This is a genomic window from Streptomyces sp. BBFR25, from assembly GCF_044590125.1.
Taxonomy (GTDB): domain Bacteria; phylum Actinomycetota; class Actinomycetes; order Streptomycetales; family Streptomycetaceae; genus Streptomyces; species Streptomyces canus_D.
The window spans coordinates 3,960,571-3,975,909 of record NZ_CP172447.1; the positions used below are offsets into that span (position 1 = coordinate 3,960,571).

General features: G+C 72.7%; 17 protein-coding genes. 4 read left to right on the top strand and 13 right to left on the bottom strand.

All coding sequences use genetic code 11. The annotated features are described in order from the left end of the window. Positions 1–130: 130 nt before the first annotated feature. The gene (locus tag ACGH52_RS17910; RefSeq protein ID WP_121703746.1) at positions 131–1,609 is read left to right on the top strand and encodes a PP2C family protein-serine/threonine phosphatase; all 1,479 of its coding nucleotides are present in this window, start codon (positions 131–133) and stop codon (positions 1,607–1,609) included. A 68-nt stretch (positions 1,610–1,677) separates the two neighbouring features. Here ACGH52_RS17910 and ACGH52_RS17915 read toward each other — a convergent pair whose 3' ends face one another. From ACGH52_RS17915 to ACGH52_RS17930, 4 genes are all read right to left on the bottom strand, one after another. Next, the gene (locus ACGH52_RS17915; RefSeq protein ID WP_171987304.1) at positions 1,678–2,013 is read right to left on the bottom strand and encodes a DUF2516 family protein; all 336 of its coding nucleotides are present in this window, start codon (positions 2,011–2,013) and stop codon (positions 1,678–1,680) included. A 113-nt stretch (positions 2,014–2,126) separates the two neighbouring features. After that, a complete protein-coding gene (locus tag ACGH52_RS17920; protein WP_076975455.1) occupies positions 2,127–2,768 on the bottom strand; it encodes a hypothetical protein in 642 nt (213 codons plus the stop codon). A gap of 22 nt (positions 2,769–2,790) precedes the next feature. Next, positions 2,791–3,228, bottom strand: coding sequence for a helix-turn-helix domain-containing protein (locus tag ACGH52_RS17925; RefSeq protein WP_121703744.1), 438 nt, complete (start codon positions 3,226–3,228; stop codon positions 2,791–2,793). A 148-nt stretch (positions 3,229–3,376) separates the two neighbouring features. Further along, the gene (locus tag ACGH52_RS17930) at positions 3,377–3,736 is read right to left on the bottom strand and encodes a helix-turn-helix domain-containing protein (RefSeq protein ID WP_076975453.1); all 360 of its coding nucleotides are present in this window, start codon (positions 3,734–3,736) and stop codon (positions 3,377–3,379) included. A 51-nt stretch (positions 3,737–3,787) separates the two neighbouring features. Here ACGH52_RS17930 and ACGH52_RS17935 point away from each other — a divergent pair, with 51 nt between their 5' ends. Next, on the top strand, positions 3,788–4,678 hold the full coding sequence (locus tag ACGH52_RS17935; RefSeq protein WP_399940593.1) for an NAD(P)-dependent oxidoreductase: 891 nt from the start codon (positions 3,788–3,790) through the stop codon (positions 4,676–4,678). Positions 4,679–4,694: 16 nt separating this feature from the next. On the opposite strand, the gene ACGH52_RS17940 is transcribed toward ACGH52_RS17935, so the two are convergent. From ACGH52_RS17940 to ACGH52_RS17960, 5 genes are all read right to left on the bottom strand, one after another. After that, a complete protein-coding gene (locus ACGH52_RS17940; RefSeq protein WP_399940596.1) occupies positions 4,695–6,737 on the bottom strand; it encodes a HelD family protein in 2,043 nt (680 codons plus the stop codon). Between the two features lie 89 nt (positions 6,738–6,826). After that, complete coding sequence (locus ACGH52_RS17945; RefSeq protein WP_210977538.1) at positions 6,827–7,438, bottom strand: TetR family transcriptional regulator; 612 nt, start codon at positions 7,436–7,438, stop codon at positions 6,827–6,829. A 9-nt stretch (positions 7,439–7,447) separates the two neighbouring features. Continuing rightward, a complete protein-coding gene (locus ACGH52_RS17950) occupies positions 7,448–8,557 on the bottom strand; it encodes a phosphotransferase (RefSeq protein WP_399940600.1) in 1,110 nt (369 codons plus the stop codon). A gap of 158 nt (positions 8,558–8,715) precedes the next feature. Next, positions 8,716–9,519, bottom strand: a complete 804-nt coding sequence (locus ACGH52_RS17955) for an HAD family hydrolase (RefSeq protein WP_399940603.1) — start codon at positions 9,517–9,519, stop codon at positions 8,716–8,718. Then, complete coding sequence (locus ACGH52_RS17960) at positions 9,519–10,394, bottom strand: winged helix-turn-helix domain-containing protein (RefSeq protein ID WP_399940606.1); 876 nt, start codon at positions 10,392–10,394, stop codon at positions 9,519–9,521. Before ACGH52_RS17960 ends, ACGH52_RS17955 begins: the two co-directional genes overlap by 1 nt. A gap of 165 nt (positions 10,395–10,559) precedes the next feature. Between ACGH52_RS17960 and ACGH52_RS17965 the strand changes: the two genes are divergently transcribed. Continuing rightward, the gene (locus tag ACGH52_RS17965; protein ID WP_087808600.1) at positions 10,560–10,748 is read left to right on the top strand and encodes a hypothetical protein; all 189 of its coding nucleotides are present in this window, start codon (positions 10,560–10,562) and stop codon (positions 10,746–10,748) included. A gap of 9 nt (positions 10,749–10,757) precedes the next feature. Here the strand turns inward: ACGH52_RS17965 and ACGH52_RS17970 are convergent, their stop codons facing one another. Further along, entirely contained in the window at positions 10,758–11,669 is a 912-nt protein-coding gene (locus ACGH52_RS17970) for a GntR family transcriptional regulator (protein WP_121703738.1), read from the bottom strand. Positions 11,670–11,822: 153 nt separating this feature from the next. Between ACGH52_RS17970 and ACGH52_RS17975 the strand changes: the two genes are divergently transcribed. After that, positions 11,823–12,008, top strand: coding sequence for a hypothetical protein (locus tag ACGH52_RS17975; RefSeq protein ID WP_399940609.1), 186 nt, complete (start codon positions 11,823–11,825; stop codon positions 12,006–12,008). Between the two features lie 166 nt (positions 12,009–12,174). Here the strand turns inward: ACGH52_RS17975 and ACGH52_RS17980 are convergent, their stop codons facing one another. From ACGH52_RS17980 to ACGH52_RS17990, 3 genes are all read right to left on the bottom strand, one after another. Further along, entirely contained in the window at positions 12,175–13,431 is a 1,257-nt protein-coding gene (locus tag ACGH52_RS17980) for a GNAT family N-acetyltransferase (protein ID WP_210977542.1), read from the bottom strand. Positions 13,432–13,491: 60 nt separating this feature from the next. Then, the gene (locus ACGH52_RS17985; RefSeq protein ID WP_399940612.1) at positions 13,492–14,502 is read right to left on the bottom strand and encodes an asparaginase; all 1,011 of its coding nucleotides are present in this window, start codon (positions 14,500–14,502) and stop codon (positions 13,492–13,494) included. Between the two features lie 90 nt (positions 14,503–14,592). Beyond that, complete coding sequence (locus ACGH52_RS17990) at positions 14,593–15,258, bottom strand: aerial mycelium formation protein (RefSeq protein WP_121703735.1); 666 nt, start codon at positions 15,256–15,258, stop codon at positions 14,593–14,595. Positions 15,259–15,339 lie beyond the last annotated feature (81 nt).

Sequence of the window (15,339 nt, forward strand, 5' to 3'; positions counted from 1 at the left end):
CTGGCCGATCGCCGTCCGACGTGTCCTGGACCATTCCGCAGCGGCGTCGTCACCCGCTATGGTCCCCGTCGGTGGGTCGAGGTCCCTCGCCCCGCCATGCCCTCGGGGGGAGGGAAGGAAAACCAAGACGATGCCCGTACCCGTACCGCGGCAGAGGGCGATCCCGGCCGTGGAGTGTGGTCAGGCGCCCGCCGCGTCCCCGGACAGCGGCCCTTCCAAGGAACAGGCCCCGCCCGGGACGCACCCGGCCGAGAACCCCACCACCCGGCGAGAGAACCCCACGGAGAAGCGCGAGAAGCCCACGGACACCAGCCCCGAAACCAGCACCGGCCCCGGCACAGCCCCCGGCACCGGCACCGACCGGACGCACGGCGGCCGGACGGAGAGCGCGGTGCCCACGAACCTGACCGTGCTGCTGATCGAGGACGACCCGGCCGGTTCGCCGATCGTGCCCGACCTGCTCGACCAGGCGGGCAAGCCGATCCGCGTCCGCACCGCACGCAACCTCACCGAGGCCGGGCGGCTGCTGACCGACGACGTCCACTGCATCCTGCTGGACCTCGCCCTGTCGGCCCCCGCCCCGGCCCGCACCGGCACCGACGGCGGCGGCAACGGCAACGGCGCCGCCGAGGGCGACGACGAGCTGGCGGTGCTCCGGCACGTCCTGGAGCTGGCGCCCCGGCACGCCGTGCTCGCGCTCACCTCCTCCAGCGACGCCGAGCGCGGCGCCGAGGCCGTGGCGGTCGGCGCACAGGACTACCTGTTCCGCGACGAGCTGGACGGCCGCCTGCTGAGCCGGGCGATCCGCTACGCCGTCGAGCGCAAGCGCTCCGACTCGGCGGAGCGGCGGCTGGCCGAGGGGCGGCTGCGGGCGCAGGAGAACCGCCGCCTGGAACGCGGTCTGCTGCCGACCCCGCTGCTGGCCGGCTCCCCGCTGCGCTTCGCCGCCCGCTACCGTCCGGGCCGCTCGCGCGCCCTCCTTGGCGGCGACTTCTACGACGTGGTCCGCACCCCGGACGGCACCGTGCACGCCATGATCGGCGACGTCTGCGGGCACGGCCCGGACGAGGCGGCGCTCGGTGTGGAGCTGCGGATCGCCTGGCGGGCGCTGACCCTGGCGGGGCTCTGCGGCGACCAGCTGCTGGGCACGCTCCAGCAGGTGCTGGAGCACGAGCGCTCGGACGACGAGATCTTCGCGACGCTGTGCGCCGTGGACATCTCCCCGGACGGCCGCCGCGCGGGCCTGTGCCTGGCCGGGCACCCGTCCCCGCTGCTCAGCCGCCCGGGCATGCCCGCACGGCTGCTGCCCTACGACAACAACGGCCCGGCGCTGGGGCTGCTGCCGGGCGCCCGCTGGCCGCGGACGCAGGTGGAGCTGGGCGCCGAGTGGAGCCTGATGCTGTACACCGACGGCCTGATCGAGGGCCACGTCGGCGGGGGCCGGGAGCGGCTCGGCCAGGACGGCATGGTGGAGATGGTCCGCCGCCAGCTCGCCGAGGGCCTGACCGGCGAGGAGCTGCTGCGGGCGACCGTCAACGAGGTCCGCGAACTCAACGGCGGCGAGCTGGCGGACGACCTGGCCGTGGTCCTGCTGGACCGGACGGCCTGAGCCGCCCGGTCCCGGTTCACGTCCCCGCCCGGTGACTCCCCGCGCGGGGAGTCCCGTCTGCGAGTCCGTCAGCGTCCGCCGTTGTACGGGCCGTAGGGCCCGTCGCTGCTGGAGCCGCGGCGGCTGCTGCGGCCGCCGCCGGACAGGCCGCGCAGCGCGGGCCGTACGTCGACCATGTACACGATCGTCGCGATGAGGCCGATGATCGGCAGGAACGACAGGATGTTGAAGATCAGGTTCACCACGAAGGCGAGCCCGAGGATGATCAGCCAGAAGGGCTTGGTCTTCTTGTCCGCCGCGCGGTAGGCGTCCTCGCGGCGCGTGGCGGCGTCGATCAAAGCGAAGCCGCTGAAAAGGATCAGGGCGACGCTCAGCAGCCACATGAAGCCTGCGAACCCCTGCATCAGCACAACGTCCACCACCAGAATCGCATCGTCATTTAGCGGTCACCGTACCCGCAGAACGAGCCGGACACCCCAAGGGTGCCCGGCCCGCTCTTCGCTCGTCGCGCCCTGCCCTACTTGGCGGGCGGCGTCGTCTTCTTGGCGGTGGCGTTCTTCTTGGCCGGGGCCTTGCGCGGGGCGGGCGTCTTCTTCGCCGCCGCGGACTTGTCCTCGGTGACCCGGACCGGCTCGGACCCGGCCGTCGTCGGCTTGGCCGTCGCGGGCCTGGCCGGGGCGGGCTTGGCCGGCTCGACGGCCACGGCCAGCTCCTCCACGTCCTCGGCCAGGTCCTCGATGCCGTCGGCGGCCTGGCCGCGCCAGGTGCGGACCGCGTGCTCGCCGCGCTCGGCGACCTTCTCGTAGGTCTCCCGGGCCTTGACCGCGTACTCGGCGGCGACGCCGACGGAACGCAGCGCGAGGTCCTGGGCGGTCTCGCCGAGCTTCTTGAAGTCGGCGTCGAGGGAGCCGAACAGCTCGTTGGCCTTGGCCTGGAGGCTGCCCTGGGTCTCCTTGACGCGGGCCGTCGCCTTCTCCTGGACGGCCTTCGGGTCGGTGTTGCGTACGGCGTCGATCCGCGCCGGGGCCTCCGCGCGCAGCTGCTCCACCAGCACCGGCACCTTCTTGGCCTGCTGGAAGGCGAGGTCGGCGGTGCCCGCGGCGAAGTAGAGCGGGGTGGGGTCGCTGAAGGTCTTGCGCAGGTCGTCGGTGATGGCCATGGTGATGGTCCTCCGGAATTGCTTACGAGTGAGGGTTTTTTACTGGTTCAGCCCCGTCGACAACGGCATCGGCGTCGGCATTGGCGTCCGCATCTGCATCTTCATCGGCCCCGAACCCGTTCTCCTTGCGGAAGGACTCGTAGACCTGGAGCAGCACCTGCTTCTGCCGCTCGTTGAGCGAGGGATCGGCGAGGATGACCGCACGCGTCTCCACGTCGTCCCGGTCCCGCTCCGCGTCGAGGATCCCCGCGCGGACGTACAGCGTCTCGGCGGAGATCCGCAGCGCCTTGGCGACCTGCTGGAGCACCTCCGCGCTCGGCTTGCGCAACCCGCGCTCGATCTGGCTCAGGTACGGATTGGACACGCCCGCGGCGTCGGCGAGCTGCCGCAGCGACAGCTGCGCGTTGCGCCGCTGCTCGCGCAGGTACTCACCGAGATTGCCGACGTTGAGCGATGCCATGCCTCCAGCATGCGCCCTCGCGCTAACTATTGCAAGCACCTGCTTGCAATAGTGTGTCTCCCCGCTGCCCCAGACATCCGTACCCACTTTTTTGTGCGTACTGGGCAACGTGCCGCCCCCGTCCGAGACTGAGGGGGGCAGGCGGGCGTCAGGAAAGCGTGCGGGCGGCGGGCTCCGGTCCCGTCAGCCGGTCCAGGCGGCGGTGGCCCCAGTCGGAGAGAGGAGTAAGGGCCTCGGCGAGATCGCGGCCGAAATCGGTCAGGGAGTACTCGGTCCGCAGCGGCAGCACGTCGTACACCCGTCGGTCCACCAGACCGTCCGCCTCCATCTCGCGCAGCGCCTGGGTCAGCACCTTCTCGGTGAGTCCCGGCACCTTCCGGCGCAGCTCGGCCGGGCGGTGCGGGCCGGACTCCAGCTGCCACAGCAGCGTGGTCTTCCACTTGCCCTCGATCACGGCGATCGCGGCGGTCACTCCGCAGACGTTCGGATCCTGGCGCCGGTGTGCCATGAGGTGCCCCCATTCATCAGCAATTGTTCTTCACGTTACGGGAGTTGAAGCATGTCCGCACACACCGACCGACCTTCGGCCGTCACCGTCGTCGGCCTGGGCCCGATGGGCCGGGCGCTGGCCGACGCGTTCCTGGCCGCGGGAGTGTCCACCACCGTCTGGAACCGCACGCCGGGGCGGGACGCCGACCTGGTCGCGGCGGGCGCGCGGGCCGCCGCGTCGGCCGAGGAGGCCGTCGCCGCCTCGCCGCTGACGGTGGTCTGCGTGGTGAACTACGACGCCTCGGACGCCGTACTGCGCCAGGAGGCCGTCACCACCGCGCTCAAGGGCCGCACCCTGGTGAACCTGAGCGCCGACACCCCCGGCCGCGCCCGGGACACGGCCGAGTGGGCCGCCCGGCACGGCGTCCGCTACCTGGACGGCGCGATCATGACCCCCGCCCCGACCATCGGCACGGACGACGCGGTGTTCCTGCACAGCGGTCCCGAGGAGCTGTACGAGGAGCACCGGCCGCTGCTGGCGGCGCTCGGCGGCACCCACACCCACCTGGGTGCGGACCCGGGGCGGGCGGCGGCCTACGACATCGCGCTGCTCGACATCTTCTGGACGGCGATGGCGGGCTACGTACACGCCCTCGCGGTGGCCCGGGCGGAGGGCGTCACCAGCGCGGAACTCGCGCCGTTCGCGCAGGGCATCGCCGCGATCCTGCCGCCGCTGTTCACGGAGTTCGCCGCCGACACGGACGCCGGTACGCACTCGGGCGCGATCAACCCGATCACCTCCGCCGTCTCGACCATGACGCACGTCGTCCACGCCGCCGAGGCGCACGGCATCGACGCGAGCCTGATGCGGGTGATCGAGGGACAGGCCCGCCGGGTCGTCGCGCGGGGGCACGGCTCCGACGGGTACACCCGCGTCGTGGACGTGATCACCGGGCGCTGACGGGCGGTGGTGCACGTCAGAACGGCAGCGGCCGCGCGTGCACCACGTCGAGGCGGGACACCGCGCGGGTGAGCACCACGTACAGCCGGTTGAGGCCCCGCCCGCCGGGTCCCTCCGCCGCCGCGATCGCCGCCGGTTCGACGGCGACGACGTGGTCGTACTCCAGGCCCTTGACCACGCTCGCCGGTACGACGGCCACCCGGGCGGCCCGCGCCTCGGGCCCCGCCGCCGCGACGCCGGCCGCGTCGAGGGCGGCCCGCAGCCCGGCCACGTCCGGGTCGGCGGCGACGACACCCACCGAGCCCTCCCGGGTGAGGGCGTGCCGTACGGCGTCCACGACCGTCTCCGGCACGGCGCCCGGCGCGCACGCGCGCAGCGTCAGCTCACCGTCGCCGCGCAGCGAACGGGCCGGGGGCACGTCCACGCCGAGCCGGTCCAGCAGCCGGTTGGTGAGGCCCACGACCTTCTCCGGCACCCGGAATCCGGTGGTCAGCGGCACCACGACGGCGTCCGGGCGGCCGAGGTGGGCGAGGACCGTCCGCCAGGACCGCGCGGCCCACGGCGTGGTCCCCTGGGCGAGGTCGCCGAGGACGGTGAGCGAACCGAAGGCGGAGCGGCGGGCGATGGCCCGGCACTCCATCGGGGAGAGGTCCTGGGCCTCGTCGACGACGATGTGGCCGTAGCCCTCGGGGTGTTCGAGGAGTCCGGCGACCTCGTCGAGCAGGACCAGGTCGGCGGCGGACCAGCGGGCCGACTTCCACGACCGCGGCGCCCGGCCCGTCCAGAGCAGGGCCTGCTGCTCGTCGTCGTCCAGCACACCATCGGCCGCCCGCGCCAGTTCGTCCGGGTCGCCGAGCAGCGGCGCGAGGACCTCCTCGGGGCGCACCCGGGGCCACACGGCGTCGAGGGCCGCGCCGACCGGCCGGGCCCGTTCGACCCGGCGCACCCAGGCGTTGGTCCGCGGCCCGGCGCGCCGCTCGGCCCGCTCCTGGAGGTGCCGCACGATCCGGGCCCTGACCCGCTCGCGCCCGACGGTGTACGGCGGCTGCTCCCGGCGTACGTCCGCGACGATGCGGGCCAGCGTCTCGGCCGGGACGCGCCAGCGGTAGGAGCCGTCCGGCACGGTGAGGTCGCCCGCGGCGCCGGGGTCCACGCGGGCGTACAGGGCGCGGCGCAGCACCTCGGCCGTCCGGGCATCGTGCTTGAGCGCGGCGGCCCGCGCGTCGTCGGTGCGGGTGACGGGGTGCCGGGCGATCTCCCGGGCGAGCGTGGACTGCCGTACGCCGCTCTCGCCGAGGGCGGGGAGCACCTCGGCGATGTAGGAGAGGAAGGTCGGGTTGGGGCCGAGGATCAGCAGTCCGCCCCGCTGGATGCGCTGCGGGTGGGTGTACAGGAGGTAGGCGGCCCGGTGCAGGCCGACGGCGGTCTTGCCGGTGCCCGGGGCGCCCTGGACGCAGACGGTGGCGCCGAGCGGGGCGCGGACCAGGTCGTCCTGCTCGGGCTGGATGGTGGCGGCGATGTCCCGCATGGGTCCGACGCGGGGCCGCTCGATCTCCCGGGCGACGATGGCGCTGGCCCGGGACTCGCCCCGGCCGAGGTGCTCGTCCTCCATGCCGGTGAGGTCGGCCGAGTCGCCGCGGCTGCCGGGCGCCCATCCGAAGCGGCGGCGGACGGCCACGCCGCGCGGGTCGCCCGCGGTGGCCTGGTAGAAGGCGCGGGAGACGGGGGCGCGCCAGTCGACGACGAGGGGCGGGGCGGCCGGGTGCTCGGTGATCCGCAGCCGCCCGATGTGCAGCGCCCGCCCGGTCTCCTCCCCCTGAGCGAAGTCGAGCCGTCCGAAGAACAGCGGGCCCTCGGGCAGTTCGCGCATCTCCTTGGCCCGGCTGCGCAGCCGGTACCCGAGGACCTCGGCGTCGGCACCGGAGGCGGAGACGTCCTCGCCGGTGACGACGTGTTCCTGGGCTCCCTCGACCATCGCGGCGAGGACGGTCCGGCAGCGGTCGTGGTGGGCGCGCTCGCGGTCGAGGGCGCGCTGGAGGGCGGTGTCGGTCGACGTCATTCCGGCGAGCCTACCCGAAAGACGTTACCGAGTTACATTTTTTACTCCGTTGCTGTTTTACTCCGCCGCTGATTTGCCTCGTTGCGGATTTACTCCGTTGTGAATCGGGGCAGTCCGGCCGCCAGCCCGGCGAACGCCCGCTCCGCCGCCGCCACCGCGTCGCCCCGCACGTCCTCCACCCGCTCCCCGCGGGCGATCCGCCCCCAGTTCTCCAGGGCGAGGATCCGCTGCACGGCGATGATCTGCCCGGCCGCCAGCCTGGCCTCCAGGTCACCGCCGAGCGCCTCGGCGAGCGCGGCCTCGGACCGCTCCAGCTGGGTGTGCATCCGGGCGACCAGGGCGGGGGTGCCGTAGAGCAGCCGGTGGAAGGCGAGGACGGCGGGGTGGTCGTTGAGCCCGGTCACCGGGTCGCACCGCTCCAGGCCCGCCAGGAAGTGCCGCCGCAGCGCGTCGATCGGCGCGGGTCCCTGTCCGGCCACCCGGGCGGCCTCGTCCTCGTGGTCGGCGATGCGGTGGAGGACCAGGTCCTCCTTGGCCGGGAAGTACCGGAAGAGCGTCGGCTTGGAGACCTCGGCCGCGGCCGCCACCTCCGCGACGGACACCGCGTCGAAGCCCTTCTCCAGGAAGAGTTCGACGGCGACGTCCGACAGGGTGCGGAACATCCGCTGCTTCTTGCGCTCGCGCAGGCCGGGGGCGTTCATGGGGTGAGCCTAGGCGGTGTCCGGCGGGGTCCCCTCGTCCGCGTGGGCGCGGCTCCACCGCACGAGGGCGGCGGCGACCGCCGCCGGGTCGGGCACCGACTCGAGCCCGAGGGGCGGGGCCGCGTCGGTCAGGATGCCGTGCAGCCTGGCGGCCGCGAGCCGGACGCCGGGACCGGGCGAGCGCGCCTGCCGCCCCAGCGAGATGGCTTCGCGGATGACGTCGGTGAAGACCGACTGGGCCCGCTTGTAGCCGACGATCCGTTCCAGGTCCTGCCGCCAGCCGGACGAGCCGCCGGGGCGCGCGGCCTCGACCGCGCGGCGCCACGCCTCCACCACCCGGGCGCGCTGCCAGGACGGGTAGCGCATCAGGTGCAGGTGGGTGGCCAGGTCGTAGAGCGGGTCGCCGACCATCGCCAGTTCCCAGTCGATGGTCCACAGCCGCCGGTCCGCGTCGACGACGAGGTTCTCGCGGTGCAGGTCGGCGTGGAGCAGGCAGAACGGGCGCTCACGGAGTCCGGCGACGTGCTTGCGCAGCCGCTTGAAGGCGTCGTCGTCCAGCCCCAGGGCGGCGAAGAGGGAGCCGAAGCGCGGCAGGTTCTCCGCGTAGACGCGCTGCTCGGTGAAGCAGACGAGCCGTTCCATGAAGCCGTCGGTGTCCCCGTCCGCCCGCCGGTCCTCGGGGCGGCACCGCCTCTCCACCGGGAGCGTCCGCGACGTCACGGCGGCCATCTCGCCGAAGAGCCGCACGATCTGCCGCGTGAAGACGTCGGGCACCGTCCGGCCGGCCCCGTACAGCGAGCCGAGGGTCCGGCCCTCGACGAACCGCTGCAGGGGCGGCAGCCCGTCGAGTTCGAAGACGTCCGGCACGTCGGTGATCCGGCCCTGGAGGGCACACAGCAGCTGCTCCTCCGACACGAAGCACCGGCGGTCGAACCAGAGCAGGTTGCTCCGCGGCTCCCGGCACTTCCAGCGCGCCGCCCCCGCGGCACCCGCCGCGCCGGGCAGCGGTACCACGTACGTCTCGTGGTGGTAGCCGCGCAGCGGACCCTCGACCGTACTTTCGTCACCGCTCACCTCGACGGCACGGAGCCGGGCGGGGGAGGCCGATTCAGGCGACATCTACCGTTTTTCTCTCGCCTTGGACCCTTGCGGAGGTGCAGGAGTGGGAAAACGGTACTCCTGTCACCCCCGCCGTCCCCGTGGAACCCCGTCGGACGCCGCCGCGCCGTCCCACCGGGCGGCGAACGCGGGATCAGGTGTGCGACGCCGGGGACCAGTCAGGTGCCGGCCGGTCCCGGTCCCTTCGTCTCCCACAGCAGCCGCAGCACCGGCTCCAGGGAGTGCACGACCGTCTCCGCGCCCGCCTCCTGGAGGATCTTCGCCTTCCGCTCGTTGTGGCCGTAGCCCAGGAAGGGCACCCCGGCCCGGCGGGCGGCGGTCAGGTCGGAGGTGGTGTCGCCGACCATCAGGGCCTGCGCGGGAGCGACGCCCATCGCGCTGAGGGCGCGGTTGAGGCAGTACGGGTCGGGCTTGAGCAGGTGCAGCTCCTGGGTGCGGCCGTAGATGTGGGGGGCGAAGCAGTCCAGCAGGCCGCGGGTGGCCAGGTACTCGCTCACCACGCGGGGCGAGTTGTTGGTCGTGATCGCGAGGCCGACGTCCAGCGCCGACCAGGTGCGGATCAGGGGGTCCGCGTACGCGGTCGGCCACGCGGTGGCCACGGCGCGCAGCTCCTCCCGGGTCAGCCGCTCCTCGAAGTCGGCGACCAGGTCGCTGCGGTGGCGCCTGCGGTTGACCGCGCCCAGCAGGACGTGCGGGTCCGGGTGGACCTGCTCCTCCTGGGTGAGCAGCTCCTTGAGGCCCAGCCCCTCCAGCCAGTCCACCAGTTCACCCGCCACCCGGTCGGCCGAGTAGCCCGCGAACAGTCTGCAGATGGGGCCGTCGAAGTCCCACAGGACGACGCGGGCGCCCACGACCAGGTCCCGCAAACGCTCGAACTGCTCGAACTGCTCGGACTGCTCGGACGGCCCGGGCTGCCCGGCCCGCTCGCTCACCGGTTCCGTCTGATCCGTATCGGAAGTCACTAGGAGAGTGTCATGTCCGTGGTGATGGTTTCCCAGAGGGCGTCGAACCACTTCTGTGATTCCTCCACGAACACCGACTCCCGGTGGCCGCTGCGCTTCAGGAACGAGAACAGCAGCGACTGGGAGCCGAGCGCGTCGTACATCTCCAGCGTCCGGCTCTCGTACTCCTCCTCGCGCCGGGTCACCATGTAGTACCCGAAGAGGGCTTCCTCGCCGTTGAGCAGGTAGAGCTTGGTCGTCGGGGTGAACGGCAGGGCGCGGAAGGCGATGTGCACGTCGACGCGGTGGGTGGAGCGCACGGCGTGCAGGTTGTGCCGCAGGACCCGGGCCTGGGCGTTGCGCATCTGGAGCCAGCGCTGGTGGACCGGGTCGTCCTCCTCGTCCTCGACCAGGACGGGGAAGGCGAGCGCGATGTCGCGGGAGGGCATCAGCACGCGGAAGTCGATCGACTTGGGGTGGATGCGGCCCTCGTGGATCAGGCGGAGCGGCTCGCTGAGGGCCAGCATCAGCGTCTCCGAGGTGTGGCACACGACGTCTATCCGTACGTGCGGTGCCGCGAACGCCTCCGCCAGGCGCGGCCCCAGGGCCACCATCGTCGGCTGCGGCTCGGTCCGCGGTGTGGCGGGCTCGGCGATGCGGGGCGGGCTGCCCTTGCTGACGTTGGTGAGCAGGCCGTCCTCCTGGAGCGCGCGCAGGGCCTGGCGGACGGTGCCGCGCTCCACGCCGAACTCCTCGGCCAGCTCGGCCTGGGTGGGCAGGCGGTCGCCCGCCTTGAGGTCTCCCCCGCGGATCCGCTCCCGCAGGACCTCGGCGATCTCCTGGGACGAGAGCCTTCTGCTGCCGTTCACGGACACGTTCTCCTGAGTCACGACCAAACGCTACAACTTCGACCTACCTACGGGGAGTTGTTTGAAACTTGTTTATAGGTAGTAGCCAAGTGGGGACAACATAGGCAGAGTTGGTTGCCAACTTCGCATGGTTGGCGAAAGTTTACCTTCCCGTACGTCGTGCTCATCGAACTTCCCGAAGGGGGGAAGGCCATGCCCGTCCTGACCCTGGTCTCCGCGGTCTTCGTCATAGCCTTCGAGCAGATCGTCCAGTGGAAGTACGGTGCCACCGGCATCGTCGGCCTGCTCCTGCTCACCATAGGCATCAAGGCCAAGAGCCCCTCCGTCAGCTCCGCCGGAGCGGTGCTGCTGGCCCTCCTGGTCGCCGGTCCCGCCCTGTGACCGGGACGGTCAGGTCGTGAGCTGCAGCTCCGAACTGATCGTCCCCCACAGCGCGTCGAACCACAGCCGGGACTGCTTCACGAACACGCCGTCGCGCAGGCCACCGCCCTGCTCGAAGGCGAACAGCGTCGAGCGGATGCCCTCCGCGTCGTACATCTCCAGCTGCTCGTGGTCGATCTCCTGCGCGCGCCGGCTGAGGGTGTAGTACGCGAAGAGGGCCTCGCTGCCGTTGAGCACGTACAGCTTCATCGGCGGGGTGAAGGGCAGCGCGCGGAAGGAGACGCGCACGTCGATGCCGTGCGTGGCGCGCAGGCTCAGCAGGTTGTGCTGGAGCACCTGCCCCTGGGCGTTGCGCATCGCCAGCCACCGCCGGTGCACCGGGCCGCCCGCCGCGCCGCCCGAGACCGCCACCGGGAAGGCGAGGTCGATGTCGCTGCTCGGCAGCAGGACCCGGACGTCGACCTTGGCCGGTTTCAGTCGCCCCGCGTGGATCTGGCTCAGTGGTTCGCCGAGGGCGAGGGTGAGGGAGACGGAGGTCAGGCACAGCGCGTCGATCTCGACGTGCTCGGCGGCGAAGGCCGCCGCGATCCGGGAGGCGAGGGCCACGGTGGTGGGCATCGGCCGCGCCTCCGGGCCGGCCTGGGGGCCGTACAGGTCGGGCGCGACGGTCGCGGGGCTCCCCTTGGACACATTGGTGAGCAGACGTTCCGACTGGAGGATGCGCAGGGCCTGGCGGACGGCGCCGCGCTCCACACCGAACTCCTCGGCCAACTGGGCCTGCGTGGGCATGCGCTGGCCCGGCCGCAACCGACCGGACCTGATCCGGGCGCGCAGCTCGTCGGCCACCTCTCGATGGGTGGCCTGTGGCCGCTGCGGTCTCTTCCGCCCGTTGACAGGGGCGCGTTCCGGCTCCACGACCAAACCCTACAACTTCTCGCCATCTTTGGGCAGTTCGCGGAAAGGTGGTTATGAGACGCTTCCAAGCGGAGATAAGTACAGTGAAGTTGGCAGCCAACTTGAGCAACGTGGTCGAGCCTCACGGGGGTTGGCCACCACGGTGACAGGGGGACCACCATGCCGCTCATCGCCATCGTCGTCGCGGCTCTGGCCATCGGGTTCGAGCAGCTCGTGCAATGGAAGTACGGGCCGATGGGCATCATCGCGTTCGTCGCGCTGTCCATCGGCATCAGGGCGAAGAACACCATGATCGGCGGTGTGGGCGCGGTGATCCTCGTGATGCTGCTCGCCCAGTCCGGCTGAACCGACGTACCGACGGCCGGGCCCCCTTCCGGAGGGGAGCCGGGAGCCCGGCCGACCGGTAGGCACCACGCACAACAACCACAACCACAACTGAAGAGCACGAAGAACACGAAGAACACGCGCTACGGATGCGCAGGTCCACCGTCACCGGCGGAAGGGAGTCATCTCAGAACATGTCCGGGCACCAAGGCCGCCTGGACGTACGCAGCAGGGCGTCGACCACACGGGCGGCGCCCGCTCGTTCTTCCCGCACCCGGCCGAGCGCCGCCAGCCGTACGGCCGAGGCGTCGCCCAGCCACAGCGCCCCCAGCTCCGCCACGTCGAGCACGAGATGGGCGCTCTCGGTGGTCGGCACGCAGGACGCCCCGTCCGGCCCCGCCTCCAGCCGCCACCGCCCGCCGGTGAGACCCGACCGGTCCACCACGTCGAGCACCGTCGCACCCCGCCCCTCGTACGTCCGCGCCGTGAGCGCCTCGGCGACGTCCAGGACCCGCACCCACAGCCAGTCGGCCTGCGTGGTGATGCGGGCGGCGCGCGGGTCCGGCAGGAGTCCGGGGAGCAGGTCGTCCGGGGAGCGCCAGCCGCTCTTGACCGTCTGGACCCAGTCGATCGAGCACAGGTAGTGCCACAGCGCCCGCTCGGCGGCCGGGGTCACGGCGAGCAGCCAGTCGACGGTCGCCGTGTTCAGCGGCTGCTTGGCCTCGCCCCAGCGGTCGTCGGTGCGGTACGACACCATGCCCTCGACCTCGCCGTCCGCCGCGCGGTACACGGCGTAGCAGGGCTCGGTCCACGGGGAGCCGTTCCAGTCGACGACACCGGTCCGGTACTGCCACCACAGCTCGGACCGGCTGACCGCGCCCGGCTGGGCCCGGCGCAGCCGCTCGTGCAGCTCGGGCCCGAGCTTGCGCACGTCCTCACCGTCCACCAGGTCGATCCGCCCGCCGTCCTCCGGGGCGGCCCAGCGCGGGTCGAGACCGGCGCGCGGGACATCTACCGTCCACTCAGTCATGGTGGTGGCGGGGCCGAAGCCGTACCGGCCGTAGATCCGGTACTCGGCCGCGATCAGCGTCGCGACGACGTCCCCGCGCTCCTTCGCCGCGGCCAGGTCCTGCGCCATCATCCGGGTGAGCAGGCCACGGCGGCGGTGGGTCGCGGTGACGGTGACGTTGGAGACCGCGTCGGCCCGGACGGGGGCGCCGCCGACCGCGGTGACCTCCTGGTCGAAGGACCGGAAGGTGGCGACACAGCGCTCCCCGTCGAAGGCGCCCAGCGACCGGCCCGGTACGAACTCCTTGCGGCGGGCCTCCAGCTGCTCCGCGGCCACGGCGGGCGGCCGCAGGAAACCCGTGTTCAGCGCCCGGTTCCAGTCCGGGAACTCGGCCTCGGTGATGGGACGTACGTCTATCTCGGTACGGCGGCTCATACGCTCACGGTAGGCCGACTCCGCCACCCGCGTCGCGGGGATTAACGGCGGCCGTGGACGTCAGAAGGACGCCCGGATCTCCCCCACCTCGCGGCCGCCGCCCAGCAGGGGCGCCTGGCCGATGCGGTCGACGACCGGGCCCTCGACGCCCAGCAGGGTCAGGGCGCGGGACAGCACCGGGCCCAGGGCCCTGGTCGCGCCGTCCTCGATCTTGAAGGCGAGGGCGCGGCCGTCGGGCAGGGCCACCGCCTGGACGGCCTCCGCGCCCATCTTGGAGAGCGTGCCCGGCACCTCGCGCATCAGCCAGGTGTCCGCGCGGCGGCTGCCGGCGACGTACTCGGGGTGGGCGCGCATCGCGTCGGCGACCCGGCGCTCGGCCGAACCGGGCTCGGCGCCGACGAAGGAGCGGAAGGCGCGGGCCAGCCCGACCAGGCTGATCGCCATCAGCGGTGCCCCGCACCCGTCGGTGCCGACGGCGGCGACCGGCTCGCCCGCCGCGTCCTCCACCACCTTGTGGATGATCCGCTGGAGCGGGTGCTCCGCGTCGAGGTAGGTCTCCAGCGGCCAGCCCTGCTGGGCGCAGACCGCCAGCATCGCGGTGTGCTTGCCGGAGCAGTTCATGGTGACGGGGTCCGGCACGGCGCCGGACGCCAGGTACGTCTCCCGCTCCTCGGCGTCCAGCGGCAGGTCGGGCGGGCACTGGAGCAGCGCGGGGTCCAGGCCGTACTCGTCCAGCATCTTGCGGACCAGATCCCGGTGAAACGGTTCTCCGGAGTGGCTCGCGGCGGCCAGCGCCAGCCGCTCCCCCGCGAGGTCGAGACCGGCCCGCAGCACGCCCGCCGCCTGCATCGGCTTGTTGGAGGAGCGCGGGAAGACCGGCGCCGTCACCTCGCCCAGCGCCAGCTCCACCGCCCCGTCGGCGCCCAGCACCACCAGACTGCCCCGGTGCCGCCCCTCGACGAAGCCGGACCGGACGACCTCGGCGAGGACGGGCGGCACGACGGGCGACAGGGCGGACGTGGGCGCGGACTGGTTCGCGTGCGACGGTTGCGACGGCTGGGGCGCGGGCATCGGCGGTGGCCTTCCGGAACGGGGCGACCTCCCGCGGCGACGGCCCGGGATCACCGGGCCCCGGGGGCGGCGCGGAAGGCCGCCCCCGTGTCACACGAGCAGGTCGTCGACTTGTGCTTCCCCCTCACGGTACCGGCGCGCGATCTCCGCGCTGCAGCCGTCCGCCGTGCGCTGGAGCCGCTGCCGCCGCCGGGAGACCTGCTGCTCGTAGCGCACGAGCCGCCCCATGCCGGCCGTCAGCTCGACGTCGGTGCGGGCCGTCAGGTCGGACAGCTCCACCTCGCCCAGCATCTCCGCGGCCAGCCGTCGGCACTCCTCGCTGCGCGGCGTGCCCAGCGTCACGTGCCGGGCGGAGGAGCGCTGCCGGGCGGGCGCGTCGGCGAGGATCTCCGACAGCCGCTCCACCACCGACCCGGTCGCCGCGGTGGTGACCACGGACGACGACGAGGCCGTCCCGCGCCCCGCCAGCTCCGCGCGCAGGATGTCGATACGGCCTTGCAGCAGCCGCCGTACGTAACTGAGGTCGGCCTCCTCGCGCTGGGCGTCCCGGCGCAGTGTGCGCAGCTCCGGCAGGCTCAGCGCGGTCAGATCCCGCTCCGGACGGTCCGCGGGCAGCTCCGGGCTGTCCGTGCGCTGCAAGGGCGCCCGGGGCGCCTCCAGACCACCCAGACCACCCGGATTGCCCGGACCGCCCCGTCCACTCGGACATGTCAACGCGGCAGTCCCGAACGACTGCCCCGTACTCGGTGTGCTCATATGCCTCAACCGTCCCCTCGCCCGGCGTCTGGGAGCATCGTGCCACCCCAAGTGGCCGCTATGTGACCGAGTGCCCACGAT

Coding starts and splice junctions, on each gene's coding strand:
- ACGH52_RS17910 (WP_121703746.1), top strand. CDS start 131: ATGCCCGTACCCGTACCGCGGCAGAGGGCGATCCCGGCCGTGGAGTGT.
- ACGH52_RS17915 (WP_171987304.1), bottom strand. CDS start 2,013: ATGCAGGGGTTCGCAGGCTTCATGTGGCTGCTGAGCGTCGCCCTGATC.
- ACGH52_RS17920 (WP_076975455.1), bottom strand. CDS start 2,768: ATGGCCATCACCGACGACCTGCGCAAGACCTTCAGCGACCCCACCCCG.
- ACGH52_RS17925 (WP_121703744.1), bottom strand. CDS start 3,228: ATGGCATCGCTCAACGTCGGCAATCTCGGTGAGTACCTGCGCGAGCAG.
- ACGH52_RS17930 (WP_076975453.1), bottom strand. CDS start 3,736: ATGGCACACCGGCGCCAGGATCCGAACGTCTGCGGAGTGACCGCCGCG.
- ACGH52_RS17935 (WP_399940593.1), top strand. CDS start 3,788: ATGTCCGCACACACCGACCGACCTTCGGCCGTCACCGTCGTCGGCCTG.
- ACGH52_RS17940 (WP_399940596.1), bottom strand. CDS start 6,737: ATGACGTCGACCGACACCGCCCTCCAGCGCGCCCTCGACCGCGAGCGC.
- ACGH52_RS17945 (WP_210977538.1), bottom strand. CDS start 7,438: ATGAACGCCCCCGGCCTGCGCGAGCGCAAGAAGCAGCGGATGTTCCGC.
- ACGH52_RS17950 (WP_399940600.1), bottom strand. CDS start 8,557: ATGTCGCCTGAATCGGCCTCCCCCGCCCGGCTCCGTGCCGTCGAGGTG.
- ACGH52_RS17965 (WP_087808600.1), top strand. CDS start 10,560: ATGCCCGTCCTGACCCTGGTCTCCGCGGTCTTCGTCATAGCCTTCGAG.
- ACGH52_RS17975 (WP_399940609.1), top strand. CDS start 11,823: ATGCCGCTCATCGCCATCGTCGTCGCGGCTCTGGCCATCGGGTTCGAG.
- ACGH52_RS17980 (WP_210977542.1), bottom strand. CDS start 13,431: ATGAGCCGCCGTACCGAGATAGACGTACGTCCCATCACCGAGGCCGAG.
- ACGH52_RS17985 (WP_399940612.1), bottom strand. CDS start 14,502: ATGCCCGCGCCCCAGCCGTCGCAACCGTCGCACGCGAACCAGTCCGCG.
- ACGH52_RS17990 (WP_121703735.1), bottom strand. CDS start 15,258: ATGAGCACACCGAGTACGGGGCAGTCGTTCGGGACTGCCGCGTTGACA.